The sequence below is a fragment of the Nocardia sputorum genome (genome assembly GCF_027924405.1).
Classification (GTDB): domain Bacteria; phylum Actinomycetota; class Actinomycetes; order Mycobacteriales; family Mycobacteriaceae; genus Nocardia; species Nocardia sputorum.
Genome location: NZ_AP026978.1, coordinates 4,410,470 through 4,425,854 on the forward strand (window position 1 = coordinate 4,410,470; position 15,385 = coordinate 4,425,854).

A 15,385-nucleotide genomic window follows, 5' to 3' on the forward strand; every position below is an offset into this window, starting at 1 on the left:
GCTGTTCGTGCTGCTGCCACCGAGGCCACCACCTCGGTGGCAGCCCGATCGCCGATTCATCCCCACCTGTCTACACCTTGTGAAGGAGCATGCTCATGGCCGCAGACACCCCGCTGACGGTGATCGGGAACCTGACCGCTGATCCAGAGTTGAGGTTCACCCCCGCCGGTCACGCGGTCGCGAATTTCACCGTCGCCTCCACCCCACGGTATTTCGACCGCAACGCCAACGAGTGGAAAGACGCCGAGGCGTTGTTCATGCCGTGCAGCATCTGGCGTGAGGCCGCCGAGAACGTCGCCGAATCGCTCACCCGCGGTGCAAGGGTCATCGTCTCGGGCCGGTTGAAGCAGCGCAGCTGGCAGACCACCGAAGGTGAAAAGCGCAGCCGGGTCGAACTCGAGGTCGACGAGATCGGGCCATCGCTTCGGTTCGCCACCGCGAAAGTCAACCGCACCAGCCGCAGCGGCGGCACCGGGGGCTTCGGCGAGCAACGTGACCGCTCCCGCGACCTCGTCGGGGCAGCCACCGGCAGCCGCGGCGGTGACGACAATCCCTGGGCGACCACCAGCAGCGGATTCGGCGGCGGATTCGGCGGCAACGAGGAGCCCGGGTTCTAGAAACCCGTCCCGCGTGACGCCGACCTCCCCGCCCCCGTAGCGATCACGAGCAGCTCGTCGCGGTGGCTGGATATACCCGCCCCCGATCGGGTGTATCCACCCACTGTCTCACTCGACATCCGGGCATCCAGCGTCGGCGGCGCGCACCGAGCCAATCGCGGGGCATCAGCGCCGCGGAGAACGGGACCAGCTTCGCCCACGCCTGGCAACAGGCGTGGGCGGCCCCTCGACCGGCCCGACGACCCGCACATCTGATGCCGACTCCCGCCCATCCAGGAAACGTGCGGCCCACCGTCGCTGCCCTGGTCGGCTACCGGCCCGCTCGACCGAGACGGTGACCCACCGCAGGTGCTGAGCGGGTGTGGCGGTTGGTGAGGGCTGGGTGTCTGGCCGTCGGCCCCGCCCTTCTGAGTGCTACCAGGACGTGAACCCGCCACGGCTGCGGGCCCGCGCCCGGCCGTCACCGAATTCGCCCGGCGCGCCGCCTCTCTCGAATCCGGCAGACCGGTGGTGTGCGCAGCGAATTCGCCGCCGACCGTTCCGGCGCGTTCCCTCCGCCGTGTCGGACTCCCACCCTGGTCGATCGCACTCAGGCGGGTCAGACGACCAGCCGCCCAGCCCCGTGCCGGGGTTACGTACGTGGCGTCCGGCACGGGGCCGAGCTGTTTCCAACGACAGAACAGGACCCAGTGATGACCGCAACGTTGAACGCACCCGAGACCACCGGCACTGTCATCGAAGTCGCTGAGACCGCTTCTCCGTTCGCCGCCGCACTCGGCGAGATCGAATACCTCCTGAACACCGATCCCGACGCCGCACGGGAACGCTTCACCGCCGTGCTGGCCCTCGCCTCCCCGGCCGAGCGTGAATTCCTCGACCGCGCCGCCGAGATGTTGACCCGCTCCCCGTGGAAGACCGCAGCGCGGCAGCTGGGATGGATGGCCAAAAGCCGCCCCGAACTCCGATCGCTGATCATCGACCACACCGCCGAGGGAGACCCGGGCCTGTACCGGCCCGAACTGCCCCAGCCCTCCGAGGTGTCGATCGAGGCGTCCGAATGGGTGCGTCGCTCCATCCGGGATCGCCGCTCCCGCGACCGTGACACCGCCACCCCGTCGGCGGCCACCGACGCCGCCCGCTACCAACCGGAGAAGGTCGCCGCCCGCCGTGCCCGTATTCCCGCGCCGACCCTCGGTGCGGTCAGCCTGCGTCACCGTGCACGGGATCTGGCCGTGGCCAAGCGCCGCGACCGCGAGTACGCGGCCTATGCCGCGCAGCGGCTCTACGCGATCGACACCGCCGCAGACGAGGATCGCGCCCCGCCGGTGCCCGAGCCCCGGAAGAAGGCCGGGCAGGTGTGGGCGCACGTGCAGGCCGAGTTGTGGGAGCGTTCCTACTTCCTGCACGTCGCGCAGTGCTACACCGAAGCCGACCGGCACCTGCTCGCTCCCGAGCTGCCCGAACGCCACATCGCGACCGAGCGTCCTCACGCCGGGCTCGAGGACGCGACCCGGAAGTTCCTGCGCGAGCACGGCACCGAACCCGAACCTTCGGGACGCACGCGCGGCACGCGTGCCCGACGGACCCGCCCGCAGTTCCCGCCACGAATCACTCCGGCCGACCAGTCCCGCTTCGCGGCCCGGCGCACCGGGCTCGCGGTCCCCAGCGACCGTGACGAGTATCTGCCCTACAGCGAACTCGATGTCCGCGAGTCCACCTGGCAGGGCTCGGGGTTGGACTACGACCTGGCCGCGATGACCCCGTATCTCGGGTGGCCGTGCGTGGGCTGCTGGATCGACCGGCCCGCCGCCGACCGCCGTCCCTTCCACACCCGCGACGGGGTGGTGGTCAGCGACGACGGACTCTGCGATGTCTGCCGCGCCGACGGCCACCCCGGAATCCCCGAACTGCCCACCGGATTCGGGATGCGCACCTTCATCGACTCCCGCTGCGCCCACATCGCCGCCGCGCATCCCGTCCAGGTGCGGGTGTTGCTGGACCGGGTGCGCGCCGCCTCGGCGAACACCGGGCCGACCTGGCGGCTGATCACCCGGTGGATGGCCATGAACCTCGAACAGCCCGAACGCGCACCCCGCCACGCCGCGCGTCGGCCGCGGCGGGGCGCGTCCGCGCTCGGGGCCGGGCAGCGGATCGGGCGCTGCGACGCCTGCGCCCGCAACGGTGTCGTGCACGCCGACAACTACTGCACCGACTGCCGCATCGACCTCGGCCTCGTTCCCACTGCCCGCCGCACCAGCGCGGTGGCCTGACCGACCCTGCACGAATCTCCTCTCCCGTGTTCGCCGGTCCGCCGCGGTGTCGACCCCTGCGGCGGACCGGTCCACCATCCCCCAACCGACAGGAGCCCCCCTCGTGCGTCGACTCCCGAACCGAGCCCGCCGCGCACTGCGCGCCCTCCGCGACGCCGTGTCCGCACCCGCACCGCACCCGGGCGAGGTCCGGGTGCGGGTCTACCTCAACACCGACCCGACCGCGCTGCTGACCGGATACCGGCCCGACGCACCGGTCACGCTGGCCTACACCTACCTGCTGCGCGTCGACCCGGTCACCGACACCGACGCGGTTGTGCTCGAACGTGTCTTCGCCGCGTTCAACGATCATCCCGAACACGCCGACGACCAGATCCACACCGACACCTGGTACGCGAAAGGGATACAGGGTGTCACAGGACTGCGGTCACTGTCGGTCGGCGACCTCGTCGGACTCGACGACCGTCACTACGCCTGCGCGTCGACCGGATGGTCGCCCGTTCCCACCCCACCCGTCTGACTCACCCGTCGCCACCGCGGCCCCAGCCGAGACAGATCTCCCAACGCAGCCCGCGCAGCACCGCGCCGTTCCCAGCACCCGAACCGGAGGAAGACGCCACCATGGTTCACTACATCGATCCTGTACAGCTGGACACCACCGAACTCCAACAGCACCTCGCCGCTGGCACGCCGGTCGTGGTGTCCATCCGCGCCGAGGCCGGACACACGCACCTGATCGACTGGGCGCGACGCCACAACCTATTCGTGCGCATCGACCGGGCCAGCGACTGGGGCAACCCCTACATCATCGGCCGCCACGGCAACCGCGACGACGTCATCACCGCCCACGCCCACCACATCCCCCGCCGTGTCGACCTGCTCACCCGCCTGCGACGCGGCGCACTCGCCGGGCATGTCCTCGGCTGCTGGAGCGCACCCAAACCCTGCCACGGCCACACCCTCAGCGCACTGAGCCTCGATCCCGACCTCGACCCGCTCGCGGCCGTCCGGATCCAGCAGCGCAGGCGAACGTGACCGCACGGCCGTCAGACACCCGACAGCCGTCATCACGGTAGGAACCGGATCAACCCGCTCCAGTTCCTACCTCCCCATGCCCACGCACTCACCGATCACCCGCACACCGCTCCCAATCTCTCCCCAGCCATCCACAATCCCACCTCACCACCCACCATCTACATCCATCCACCCCCTTTCATCCACATCCCTTTTCTCAAGCAGACCTCTTGCATCGAGGATAACTTTCCGGACTCACTCCTAAAACACGACAACTTCGAGGTCGCGCAGGTGGACTATCGCGAGGGTGTGACTGATCAAAAATTTGTTGCCCCGAACCCGTTTGCGAGGGCCGCGATGCCGCTACGGCCAAGCAGCATTGGCGTGGAATCTCACACGCCGCCTTCGACGACTCCCAGCCAGCCGCGCAATCAGGTCCGTCCGCGACCTGCTCGCCGCCGCCGATGTCCTCCCGCCATACCGGCCGGCGGTCGAACGTATCCATCCCTGGTGCGAGAGACCCTCGCACCTCTGCCGAAACCGCATGCCGACCTACTCGGCCGCTTCACACGCTGGAACCTCCTACGCCGCCTGAGCAAACTCGAAGCACACGGCAACGTCACCCGAGGCGCGGTCCAGCATGCCCCCGCCACCATTCTCGCTTCGATCCGCTTCCTGACCTGGCTCGAGGAGCACAACATCGCAATGCCCGATCTCACCCAGAGCATCCTCGACCACTGTCTCATCGACCACCCCGAAACAGGCCCAAGCCTCGCCCTTTCCTCGACTGGCCCAGCAATACCGAACTAACGCAGTCCTTCACGATCCTGGCTCCGAAACGCCCCGAACCACAGGCCGCCCTCTCCGACACCGGACGTTGGCGCCACGTCGAAACACTGCTGTGAACCGCCCCGGCTTTCCTGCCGGTGTTTTACGAGCCGATAGTCACTCGGCCCATCGGTCTGTGTCAGCGTAGTGCGCTGCCTCGTACTCGGTCGGTGAGATCATGCCCAGACTCGAATGCAAGCGCCGGTTGTTGTACCACTCGACCCATGCCGCGGTCGCGTACTCGACATCGGCGATCGTCTTCCACGGACCGTCGTGGAACACCGCCGTGCGGATGCATTCGGCCTTATAGAGGCCGTTTATGGTCTCCATCAGGGCGTTGTCGTAGGCGTCGCCGACGCTGCCGATCGATGGGCTGATGCCCTCGATCCGCAGATGCTCGGTGAAGCGGATACTGGTGTATTGAGACCCCGCATCGGAATGGCATGTCAACTGACCTCTTTCGACCGGATTACCTTCATGGCCACGGCGCCACAGCGCCATCCGTAACGGCACATCGACCAGCTCGACGTCCCGTTTGATCGAGGCATGCCAGCCCACGATCTTCTGGGAGAAGCAGTCCACAATGAACGCGACATACGAAAACGACTGATACGTCCGCACATACGTGAAATCTGTCACCCACTTCCGGTCCGGCGCGACCGCGGTGAAGTCCCGGTCAAGTAGATCAGGTGCTCTGGTGTCGGCCGGGTTCGAGATCGTGGTCCTGGCTCGTTTACCACGCACGACACCGGTCAAGCCGAGCGAGCGCATGGCTCGGTCGACGGCCCCGAACCCGGCGTCGGGGAACAGGGTCCGGCGGATGAGAGCCAGCATCTTGCGCCGGCCATAGAGCCCTTCCGGGGTCAGCACACGCTGCCCGGCTGCGGTGGTGGTGAACGCCAGGGTCCGGATCGCGTCCTGGATCAGGGCGTCGGTCACGGTCCTGGCCGCCGGCCTGTTCCCGGGTCCAGCCGGGGCACACCAGGCCCGCAAGGTTCGTGCCGCGATCTTGAGCCCAGCGGTGCTGAGGGCGATCAAGATCGACTCGACGGCGTGACCAGCAGCGCGCATCTGGTCGGTGAATGCCACGATCAGCGGTTTCGGGGGTCGAGTTCCCCCGCGAAGAAAATTGTCGCCGATTTCAGGATGTCGTTGACCTCACGCAGCCGCTTGTTCTCCGCCCGCAACCGGCGCAACTCGTCGCGTTCGTCGCTGGTCACACCCGGCACCTGGCCCGCGTCGATCTCTTCCTGCATCACCCAGCGCCGCACCGATTCCCGGGACACGCCGAGGGACTCGGCGACCTGGACATGCACGGCACGCTCGGTCGAGTACTCCGAGCGGTGCTCCCGCACAAGCCTGACGGCCTGGCTCCGAAGCACTGGGTCGATCTTTTTGGGCATGGCCCATATCCTTCCTGCTACCCCATAACGGGGCGGCAGAAAAGCGGGGGCGGTTCACTGCACGACAACACCATTCGCCTCTATACCCACATCGCCGGACTATTCCTACTGCTGTTCGCGCAACCACTGTCCCGCATCTGCCGCACGCACCCCGAGCAAGTCACACCCCATGACAACAGCACAGTCCTTCAATACCGACCCCATCGAGATGCCCGAACCACTCCTACGCGACCATCTCGCCCACGGCGCGCCCACCTCCTACGCCAACACCGGACGCTGGCTCTCCGTCGGCCAACAACCTGAAAACAACTGGTGACCAGAGACATTAGCCCGAACTCGTCGCCTGCGGCATCCAACCGTCCCACGCCCGGAAAGCCGCCTGTTTCCACCTCTCCGCCGAAATGCCCACCCCAGTCCTCGCCGACCTCCTGGGACTCAGCACCATCACCGACAACCGCTGGGGCAAACTTGCTGTCGAGCCTGGAACCACTACACCGCCCTCCGCCCACAACAACCTCAAACACGAGTGAACCCAGCCCAACAGTCGTCATCCTCCGGGCAACACTGGCCAATCCTGACCACCATGGATCAGCCACACAAACAGACCATGACCTGCAAGTTTGATCCGAGAACGGAACTAGTGACTTCACTACATTCACGAGAGTGCGCTACAACCTTGTCCCCATTTGGGGGTAAGGTGCGTAAGACTCAATGATTAGAGACACCAGCCGAACAGGTCCGAGCCGCCATCTCAGCAGCGACCCGGACCTCCTCAGTCACTGCCGCCTGTGATCTAGCCCTCCAAGCTTCGAATCACATGCAGCAGCCACGCCCCTAGCTCGGTGGGAATCTCTCCCACCGAGCTAGGGGGGCTATCACCCGCCCTCCTCGGCAGGGTACGCACCACCAGATCAACGATCGTTACGGCAGTACGCGCCCACAGGATGGACTCCAACCAGCGTCGAGCCCCGCTACGGCGACTTTCGTGCCGCGACGGATCTGGTTTCTCAGTTGTCACTTCACCTCCCTGACTCTCAACGGAACCACCACCGAGCGGTGGTGGCTTCAGCCGACCTGCACAGCAGGACTCGGTTGAAGCCACCCCACCTAGCAGAGTGACTCACCCGCCGCACGCCGAGTACGCACGCACGCGAGAGTCAGGCGACAGGCAACGCCGATCGACCAGACGGCAAGAGTCTACGCAAGATTCGGCCATGGACACACCCGCGATGGCAGCGCAGGCGATGGCAGGGCCAGCCGGCCTAAAAGTCCACACCCAGAGCACCAGGTTCGCTGTCGGCGCGTTCCGGTTGGATATTGGCGCCTCGAATACCGTCCTCCCCGTTACAATTAAGTACCAGCGAGGCTATAGTTGCATTTTCGTGCGAACAGACAAATTTACCCCTAGGCGAGATGGCGCACTGCATGTCTTCATAGATACATGACCGCGACCATCCATAAAGTCGTTGCAGGCAATGGCTTCCAGTACTACCTACGTGATGTTGCCGCGCAGGATGCCACCTCGCGTGGCCGGTCGAGCCTGGCAGACTACTACTCCGCCAAAGGGGAGACTCCGGGCCACTGGCACGGCGCCGGCCTGGCTGCTCTCGGCATCGCTGTCGGGGACGAAGTGACCGAGGAGCAGATGAAATCGCTGTTCGGGCTGGGTCGTCACCCGAATGCAGACGTGATCGAAGCCGCGGTGATCGATGAGCAGATCTGGCGTGGCGCCAAGCTGAAGGACGCCGACCGTGCCGCAGACAAAGCATCTCGGTTGGGCAACCCGTTCCGGGTTTATGCGGAGGTGTCGGAGTTCCGGAAACGGTGCGCGACCGCCTTCGAGGAACACAATTACGCGCGTGGATATGACCCACATACTGCTATCCCCGATGCCGAAAGAGCGCGCATCCGCACCGTTGTGGCGACGGAAATGTTCACCGAAGAATACGGTCGCGCACCCTTGGATGTACGGGAATTGTCCGGCTGGGTGGCACGCAACTCACGCCCCAACACGACTGCGGTCGCGGGTTTCGACCTCACGTTCTCCCCAGTGAAAAGTGTGTCGGCGCTGTGGACACTGGCCCCGAGGGCCGTCGCGGAGAAGATGGAAGCCGCCCATCATGCCGCGGTCGACGACGCGATCGAGTGGCTGGAGCGCCACGCGACCTTCACCCGGCTGGGCCGCAACGGCGTCCGTCAGGTCGACGTGGAAGGCGTTGTGGCGGCCCGGTTCACCCACCGGGACAGTCGCGCCGGCGACCCGGACCTGCATACTCACATGCTGATCGCCAACCGGGTCCGCACTCTGGACGGGCGCTGGCGCACCCTCGACGGGACGGCGATCTACCAGTCAGTGGTCACGGTCTCGGAAATCTACAACACCCGCCTGGAGCACCACCTGCGATACCTCATCGGCGTCGAATTCGCCGAACGCTCATCCGCGGACGTGTCGAAACGTCCGATCCGAGAGATCGTCGGAATCCCAGAATCATTGATTCAGATGTGGTCGCAGCGCGACGCCGCGATCACAGGACGGTTGGATGAACTGGCCGCGCAGTTCCAACAGCAACTCGGACGCGAACCCACTCCCGGTGAGGTGTACGAGCTTGCCGATCTCGCGACTGTTCAGACACGTCCCCGAAAGCACGAACTACGTACCCTCGCCGAACAACGCGCCACTTGGCGCGCCGATGCGATCGCGCTGTTCGGTGGCCGAACGGCACTCTCTCGGATGGTGGCCGCAGCACTGGATCCGCCCCGAACGCCGCCGCCGATAGTGTCCAGCGAGTGGATCACTCGCACGGCCGAGCAGGTCCTCGCGGTGGTCTCGGAGCAGCGTTCGACCTGGCGGCGACACCACGTGCGAGCGGAAATCGAACGCCAGACCCGAGGCCAGGTACAAGGCGAGCACTGGGAACACGTCACGGAAGCCATCCTCGCAGAAGCACTTTCACCCAGAAACGTGATCTCACAACACGATCCCGACATCAGCGACGAGCCCGTACTGGGCGCGGTGCCCCAGCTGCTGCGCCGCAGAGACGGCAGCAGCGTCTACGCCACCGCGGGTGCACAGGTGTACACCTCCGCGCATACGTTGGCAGTCGAGCGGCAACTGATTGACCTGTCGGTGCAACCCGGCGAACGCCAACTGCCACGCCACCTGGTCACCGAAGCAGTGCATGCCTACAACCAAAAACATCCGGATCGGCCGCTGAACCCGGGTCAGATCACGGTGATCGATCGCTTCGCCCAGTCGGGATTGCGCGTACACACGGCCAACGCCCCAGCCGGATCGGGCAAGACCACCGCGATGCGTGTGCTCACCGATGCCTGGCATCGCAGCGGCGGCTACGTGCTCGGATTCGCACCCACCGCAGCCGCGGCCGCAGTGTTGAGCGACGCGATCGGTACCCGAGTGGAGACCGTCGACCGGCTACTCACCATCCTCGACCGCCACTCACTTACTCTCGACGACGGCGTGCTGGAGCCCGGATCGCTGCCGCAGTGGGTCGTAGAGATCAACACCGACACCTTGGTGATCGTTGATGAGCACGTCAAACTCGGCAACGCCAAACGGTTACGCCTGCTGAAGTTTCTGACCGAGCGCGGCGCGACGATCCGCTGCATCGGCGACGACCACCAGCTGCCCGCGATCGAAGCCGGCGGCGCCGATGCCGACATGAACTCCGCCGCTCCGGACCACACCCTGACCCTGCCCCACGTCGTACGTTTCGCCTCTACCGCCGAAGCCACCGCCAGCCTCCAGTTGCGCAGCGGGGATCCCGCCGCACTGGGCTGGTATCTGGACAACGGCCGCGTAAACGCCGGGCATCACGGCGCCACCCACGACGACGCCTACACCGGGTGGATCACCGACCACCTCAGCGGCCGCGACAGCATCATGCTCGCCGCAACGCACGACGTCGTCACCGCCTTGAACTCACGCGCCCGAGCCGACCGCATCGCCCGCACCGAGGCGGACACAGGGCCAGAATGTGTACTCGCCGATGGACTGCGCGCTTCGGTGGGTGACGTGATTCGGACCCGCCGCAACAACCCGCGACTACGTCTCGGCGCACACGATTGGGTGCGCAACGGCTACACCTGGCTCATTACTGCCGTCCACAACGACGGCAGCCTCACCGCCACACACCTGCATCCGCGCGACGGAAAGCACAACGACAGCGTGCGGTTCCCCGCCGACTATGTGCGCGCGCATGTGCGTCTCGGATACGCCACAACGATCGATTCCGCCCAAGGAATCACCGCCGACACCTGCCATATCGCGCTCACCGGAGCCGAATCGCGACAGCAGCTGTACGTCGCCATGACCCGCGGCGTCCACGGGAACTACGTGTATGTTCCGACCGCGGTCGACGGCAGCGAAGCCTCTTTATGGAGCGAACCCGCGGTGTCTCCGCATACGGCTGTCGAAGTTTTGGTGTGCATCCTCGACCGAGACGGTACGCAGAAATCTGCGCACACCCAGGTGCGCGACGCACTCGACCCATTCGCTCGACTCGGCCGTGCGGTCGACATCTACCTCGACACCATCGGCCTCGCCGCCGAAGACGCCCTCGGTCCTGCGGGTCTTGCTCGTCTCGATGCTGGCGCCGACATCGTGCACCCGCATCTCACCGACAGCCCTGCCTACCCAATCTTGCGCCAGCACCTCGCGGTCATCGCGATGACCGGCCGCGACCCCCTCACCGCACTACACACCGCAGCCGCAGCACGCGAACTCGACACCGCACACGACCCCGCCGCCGTACTCGACTGGCGCCTCGACACCACGGGAACCCACTCCAGTGGAATCGGACCACTCCCGTGGATCCGCGGGATACCCGACGCACTCGACACCCATCCCCTCGCCGACCAGCTGCTCGCACGCCAACGCATCATCACCGACCTCGCCCACCAAATCCACGACCACACCCGCACCTGGACACTCACCACCACGCCCCACTGGGCACGCCCACTCCGCGAAGCCGACCCGCAACTGGTTGCCGACCTCGCCGTGTGGCGAGCCAGCCTTCACATCCCCGACCACGACCCACGCCCGACTGGACCACCCCGGTACGCCACCATCGAAGGCGAGTATCAACAACGCCTGCGGGACCGCCTCACAGCCGAGCACGAAGACCTCGACCTGCCGGTCAACAAATGGGCGCCGGTTGTTCGACACCTCGACCCGCGCATCACCACCGACCCGTACTGGCCCACCCTCGCGACCAAGCTCGAGGCCGCCGAACGCGCCGAAATCAACATCGTCGGCCTGCTCACCGACGCCGCAAGCAATCGCCCGCTGCCCGACGAGATGCCCGCCGCAGCGCTGTGGTCACGCCTGGAGTGCTCGATACCCGACCTCGAGATCGGCCTCGGCGACCGTCCGGCACCCCGTGATGCAGCTGGGGATGCTCTGCACTCAAGTCCCGAAACCAACGCGTTGGTGATGCTCACCGACGAGGAACTCGACCGGCACATCGGCGAACTCGAGCTGGGACTCGCGCTGGTCGACACCGACACGTTCATCTTCAATCCTGCCACCTACAAGCCCCTTGAATCTGACCTTGGAGACGCCGCCCACCGTCACCACGCTGCCCAAGAAGCGATCCGCCACGCCCGCCACGCGGACCAACAGCTTCAAACAGCGATCCGAGCAGCGGACAACGTTGCTAACGATCTTCACTCTGCCCGAGCGGAACTCGACGCGGCTCCCCGCTACCGCCGCGGCCACCGTCGCCGACTACAAGCTCGTATCAACACACTCGTCGTAGAACGCAACATCCGTGATCGGGAATGCAACTCCGCCCACGACTCCACGCGCAGTGCCCACCGACACGCGGCTTTGCTCGCCGGGCCGGAACAAGACTGGGGCCGCATACTCACCAGCCACCCGGAGCCTTCGGCCAACGAACTTCCCCAACTCGACACAGCCCTCATCGACGAAGAAGCCACCGAGCACACCGCCTACATCCGAGAGCAACTCGGCGAATACCGCGCCGAACAGCGCCGCCGCAGCACGCTCAGCGCAGCTGAGCGCGCCGTCGAAGAACAAGTACGGCATCGCGTTGCACGACCCGGTGAATACGCCTCTGACGCCGACAAGTCGATGGGCATCTTCGATCGGGAACATGACACCGATCTCGGGCTATGACGGCGTCGCATTGCAGGCAAATCAGTCGGCTCCAAGATTCCAGCCCCCGTGCCCAAACGGGTTGTCGGGCGGACCCAATCGCGCCCGACAGCCTGTACGTCGGCTATCGCCACGGAGCGACTGCTGGCATGAGATCGTCGTCTCAATTGGCCGCCGCTAGTACCAGGTCCCGGTAGGGCAGCCTGATGATCGGATTATCGGCGATGCCAAGTTCTCCTTCGACCTGACCGAGGTGAATGGTTGCCACGTCCGTGTCGGCCGCCGTGATTTCCGTCTCGACGAATGTTCCAGCATCGGTGACGGCATCGATGCTGACGATGATGTCGTCACGCTCCGGGTGCTGGTAGATGGTTCTGCGCTTCTCGACACGGACGAGTTCGACCATGCCGATCGCGTCCAGTAGCCGGCTGGCCGACTCGGCTTGCTCCGGCCCGCTGAGGGTGACGTTGGTTTCACGCTTGGCGATCACGTCGGTGTCGCTGTGGGTGGCAGCATTGGACGGCGGCTTGTAGGTCATCTCAGCGAAGCCATCGCGACGCCGGATACGAAGGCATTCAACAGTCTTCATGTAGTCGACGTCGGGTCGGCTGTAGTAGATGTCGACCTCGGTGAGGTGTCCGGCCTCTCGATATCCGAGTTCGGTGAGGCGCTGCCGAAGGACATGAGGGTCGGGAAGTTCCCGTTTACGCTCGACCTCGATCAAGTGCATGTGCTGGATCATCCTCTCGCATGGATGGCGGTGTGCACGCGGGCCAGGTTCGGTTTGGAGCAGTGTCGACGGATCGTTCCCAGCGCCTGTTGCAGAACTTCGGAGTCGGCGACAGGAACGTTCTGGAACAGAACCATCTGCTTGGCGTCGATCAAGGGGTTCGCAAGACTCTTGCGCAGAAATCGGTTGTAGTAGTGGCGCTCTCGGACGAGCACGTCGGTGGCTTGCACAGGAACAAGCACGGACGGACTGGATTCTGCCTCTACGGAGTTGGTGGCGAACGCAGTCAGAAGCTCATCTGCTGTGAGATAGGCATAGGTCTCTCGGCCCTCCCGCTCGAGCCAAGTACCCCATACGTGGCTGCAGTCGCCGTCGCCGCGCTCCGCCGCGGCGAGGAACAGACTGAGCGCTACGTCGGTGACAGTGTCAAAGATGTCGCTGTCGATGACGTGGTGATGGCCGTAGCGTTCGCTGACCGCCTCGATCGCGGCGCGGTCATTCTGCGATAACCATCCGTAACCGGTGAATGAGAAGTGCACACGTTTGTGTCCAGCGCGGAAGTCGATCCAGTCGCCCGACAGTTGGCCGTCGAGAGTCGGCGTGAATCCGAGGACTCCCGACCTCCAAACGTGATCGCGCAGCGTGATGTAGTGACGCTGCAGTTCGCGAAAAAGCCCGATCGGCGCATGGATGACCGCGCAGACCCGAGTGTCCAGCTCTTCTGCCGCCACGATGCAGGAGTTCTGGCGAATGACCAAGTCGTCGTCGTGGCGATGGTAGGGATGCGTGCCTTCCCGTAGATAGTGCGGCACGAACAGACGAAGAAACTGCAGCCACGACTGGGCGTTGTAGGACTGGACGACGCGCTCGTGCAGCGATACGGCATCGACTGCGTAGACGTCACGGTAGACGAAGAATCCATAAGGCTTCAGTACCGTCGGAAAGGTCCGCATCAAGCTGTGCAGGCCACTGTATGCACCACCGTAGGAGTACACCTCGTGCAGCAGTGCCGATGCGCTGATCACATCGACGGGTTCGCTGACCATTGATCCGATGTTCTGGGCCCATCCATGAATCAGCTCGCAGGTACCGACTGCGTTGAACTGGTCGATAGCCTGCGTCAGCGACTGAGATGCGATTCCGGGCGCCTCTATCAGAGTCAATCGCACGTCGCGGGGCTGGTCACGGAGCTGAGAAGCGAGAAACTCGACCGCAGCACCGCCACCAGGGCCGATCTCGATGATGTGCGGCTCGGTGCCTGCTACGCGCGACAGAGCGCGGTGCACGAGCATGCCTTTCTCGTGGCCGTGGTCGTTGGCTGCGATATCGAGATAGGTCCGCTCCGCTTTTCGCTCGGAAGCGAAGGGGTTAGTTGTTCCGATCATTGCGCACCAGTGATGGTCGTTACGTGGTTTCGGGCGGTCGACCCGGATGTGGCTAAGGCTCGAGGTAGAGGCGTTCATTGGGGAGCCGGGGCAGGTGCCGGGGATCGTCCGAGATCACATGGATGGCGTTGTGATGGTTGTGGGCGTGGAAATCCTGGACGAACAGCAGCGCGGCCGTCAGGCAGGCGGCGAAGTCCAAGCGCACGTCGTTCAGGTAGATCGACAGATGGACATCCCGTTCCATCGGCCGCGGGGACCCTCCCGGACCGGTCACGAGGCGCGACTGCGGGACTGGCCGGAAGACCAGCGCGGGCCGACGCACGCCCGCACCGAGGAAATCACCACGGCGCCCAGCGGGCGGTAGGTATCGCGCGCCGGCTCGATCCACCGGCGGACTCCTGCGGGCATGCCTACTGGAGATGGCAGAGCGATCAGTCCGCCACTACGGATGACCTTGACCTGGTGACGGAACAACATCGCGAACAGCCGCGGGTCGTCCGGAAAGTCGGGACGAATCAAGAACGTCCATGTCCCGGACCGCGGGTGAGTGAAGATCGGCCCCAATGGGTGCTGCCTGACCTGCATGTGATGCCGCACGCCAGCGCCGATATGTGCAGGCATCGTCACGGCGCCGACCGATCCGGCCACCAATTCGATCCGGCCGAGGGCCGGATCGACTCGAGTCGGTAAGCCACACACTCGCCGGTAGAAGGCGCAGCGCTGTTCGGCTGACTCGCCGACCCGCACATCGGGCGACTCGTGTTCAGCGACAGTTCGGCGGCCCCTGCCCACGCCGCGGACTGACGACGCACCCTCGCCAGCGAATCTTCCTGCACTGTTATGCGAAACCATGCTCTGCCTCCCTGAGATTTCGAATCGCGCCCGACGCCGGGGGCTTACGCCACCAGCCAGCGGCATTGCGGGTCGGTGTGCCGAGAAGAAGATCGGCATCGACCCGGCGTCGGACGCGACTTCAGTCTGTGACGGAGGCAACGGAAGCCG

The 15,385-nt window shown here is 65.2% G+C and carries 12 protein-coding genes; 7 read left to right on the plus strand and 5 right to left on the minus strand.

Going from position 1 to position 15,385, the window contains the following annotated elements:
* Positions 1-95 precede the first annotated feature (95 nt).
* The 5 genes from QMG86_RS19880 (at position 96) to QMG86_RS19900 (ending at position 4,711) form a co-directional block, all read left to right on the plus strand.
* Positions 96-617 (plus strand): single-stranded DNA-binding protein, encoded by a 522-nt coding sequence (locus tag QMG86_RS19880; protein WP_281873969.1) that lies wholly within the window; start codon positions 96-98, stop codon positions 615-617.
* A gap of 692 nt (positions 618-1,309) precedes the next feature.
* Positions 1,310-2,887: a hypothetical protein gene (locus QMG86_RS19885; RefSeq protein WP_281873970.1), complete on the plus strand. Its 1,578-nt coding sequence runs from the start codon at positions 1,310-1,312 to the stop codon at positions 2,885-2,887.
* A gap of 103 nt (positions 2,888-2,990) precedes the next feature.
* The gene (locus QMG86_RS19890; RefSeq protein ID WP_281873971.1) at positions 2,991-3,407 is read left to right on the plus strand and encodes a hypothetical protein; all 417 of its coding nucleotides are present in this window, start codon (positions 2,991-2,993) and stop codon (positions 3,405-3,407) included.
* A gap of 101 nt (positions 3,408-3,508) precedes the next feature.
* Complete coding sequence (locus QMG86_RS19895; RefSeq protein ID WP_281873972.1) at positions 3,509-3,922, plus strand: DUF4326 domain-containing protein; 414 nt, start codon at positions 3,509-3,511, stop codon at positions 3,920-3,922.
* A gap of 489 nt (positions 3,923-4,411) precedes the next feature.
* On the plus strand, positions 4,412-4,711 hold the full coding sequence (locus QMG86_RS19900; protein WP_281873974.1) for a hypothetical protein: 300 nt from the start codon (positions 4,412-4,414) through the stop codon (positions 4,709-4,711).
* 135 nt (positions 4,712-4,846) lie between these two features.
* Here the strand turns inward: QMG86_RS19900 and QMG86_RS19905 are convergent.
* A protein-coding gene (locus QMG86_RS19905; RefSeq protein ID WP_281873976.1) for an IS3 family transposase occupies positions 4,847-6,132 on the minus strand; the annotation gives its coding sequence in 2 pieces (ribosomal slippage) (positions 4,847-5,859 and positions 5,859-6,132; 1,287 coding nt in all).
* A 169-nt stretch (positions 6,133-6,301) separates the two neighbouring features.
* Here QMG86_RS19905 and QMG86_RS19910 point away from each other — a divergent pair.
* Positions 6,302-6,448 (plus strand): hypothetical protein, encoded by a 147-nt coding sequence (locus tag QMG86_RS19910; protein WP_281873977.1) that lies wholly within the window; start codon positions 6,302-6,304, stop codon positions 6,446-6,448.
* 1,125 nt (positions 6,449-7,573) lie between these two features.
* Positions 7,574-12,289 carry a MobF family relaxase gene (mobF, locus tag QMG86_RS19915; RefSeq protein ID WP_281873978.1) on the plus strand — a complete coding sequence of 1,572 codons (4,716 nt, stop codon included), beginning with the start codon at positions 7,574-7,576 and terminating at the stop codon, positions 12,287-12,289.
* Positions 12,290-12,431: 142 nt separating this feature from the next.
* Here the strand turns inward: mobF and cyaB are convergent, their stop codons facing one another.
* The 4 genes from cyaB to QMG86_RS19935 are packed head-to-tail and all read right to left on the minus strand — an operon-like array spanning position 12,432 to position 15,031.
* Complete coding sequence (cyaB, locus tag QMG86_RS19920; protein WP_281873980.1) at positions 12,432-12,998, minus strand: class IV adenylate cyclase; 567 nt, start codon at positions 12,996-12,998, stop codon at positions 12,432-12,434.
* Positions 12,999-13,006: 8 nt separating this feature from the next.
* Positions 13,007-14,383, minus strand: a complete 1,377-nt coding sequence (locus QMG86_RS19925; RefSeq protein ID WP_281873981.1) for a hypothetical protein — start codon at positions 14,381-14,383, stop codon at positions 13,007-13,009.
* 52 nt (positions 14,384-14,435) lie between these two features.
* A complete protein-coding gene (locus tag QMG86_RS19930; protein WP_195140955.1) occupies positions 14,436-14,627 on the minus strand; it encodes a hypothetical protein in 192 nt (63 codons plus the stop codon).
* Between the two features lie 26 nt (positions 14,628-14,653).
* A complete protein-coding gene (locus QMG86_RS19935; protein WP_281873983.1) occupies positions 14,654-15,031 on the minus strand; it encodes a DNA-directed RNA polymerase subunit beta in 378 nt (125 codons plus the stop codon).
* Positions 15,032-15,385 lie beyond the last annotated feature (354 nt).

Excerpts from the sequence above, each read along its gene's own strand:
- mobF (WP_281873978.1), top strand. The coding sequence starts at position 7,574 with ATGACCGCGACCATCCATAAAGTCGTTGCAGGCAATGGCTTCCAGTAC.
- QMG86_RS19885 (WP_281873970.1), top strand. The coding sequence starts at position 1,310 with ATGACCGCAACGTTGAACGCACCCGAGACCACCGGCACTGTCATCGAA.
- QMG86_RS19910 (WP_281873977.1), top strand. The coding sequence starts at position 6,302 with ATGACAACAGCACAGTCCTTCAATACCGACCCCATCGAGATGCCCGAA.
- QMG86_RS19925 (WP_281873981.1), bottom strand. The coding sequence starts at position 14,383 with ATGATCGGAACAACTAACCCCTTCGCTTCCGAGCGAAAAGCGGAGCGG.
- QMG86_RS19880 (WP_281873969.1), top strand. The coding sequence starts at position 96 with ATGGCCGCAGACACCCCGCTGACGGTGATCGGGAACCTGACCGCTGAT.
- cyaB (WP_281873980.1), bottom strand. The coding sequence starts at position 12,998 with ATGCACTTGATCGAGGTCGAGCGTAAACGGGAACTTCCCGACCCTCAT.
- QMG86_RS19895 (WP_281873972.1), top strand. The coding sequence starts at position 3,509 with ATGGTTCACTACATCGATCCTGTACAGCTGGACACCACCGAACTCCAA.
- QMG86_RS19930 (WP_195140955.1), bottom strand. The coding sequence starts at position 14,627 with ATGGAACGGGATGTCCATCTGTCGATCTACCTGAACGACGTGCGCTTG.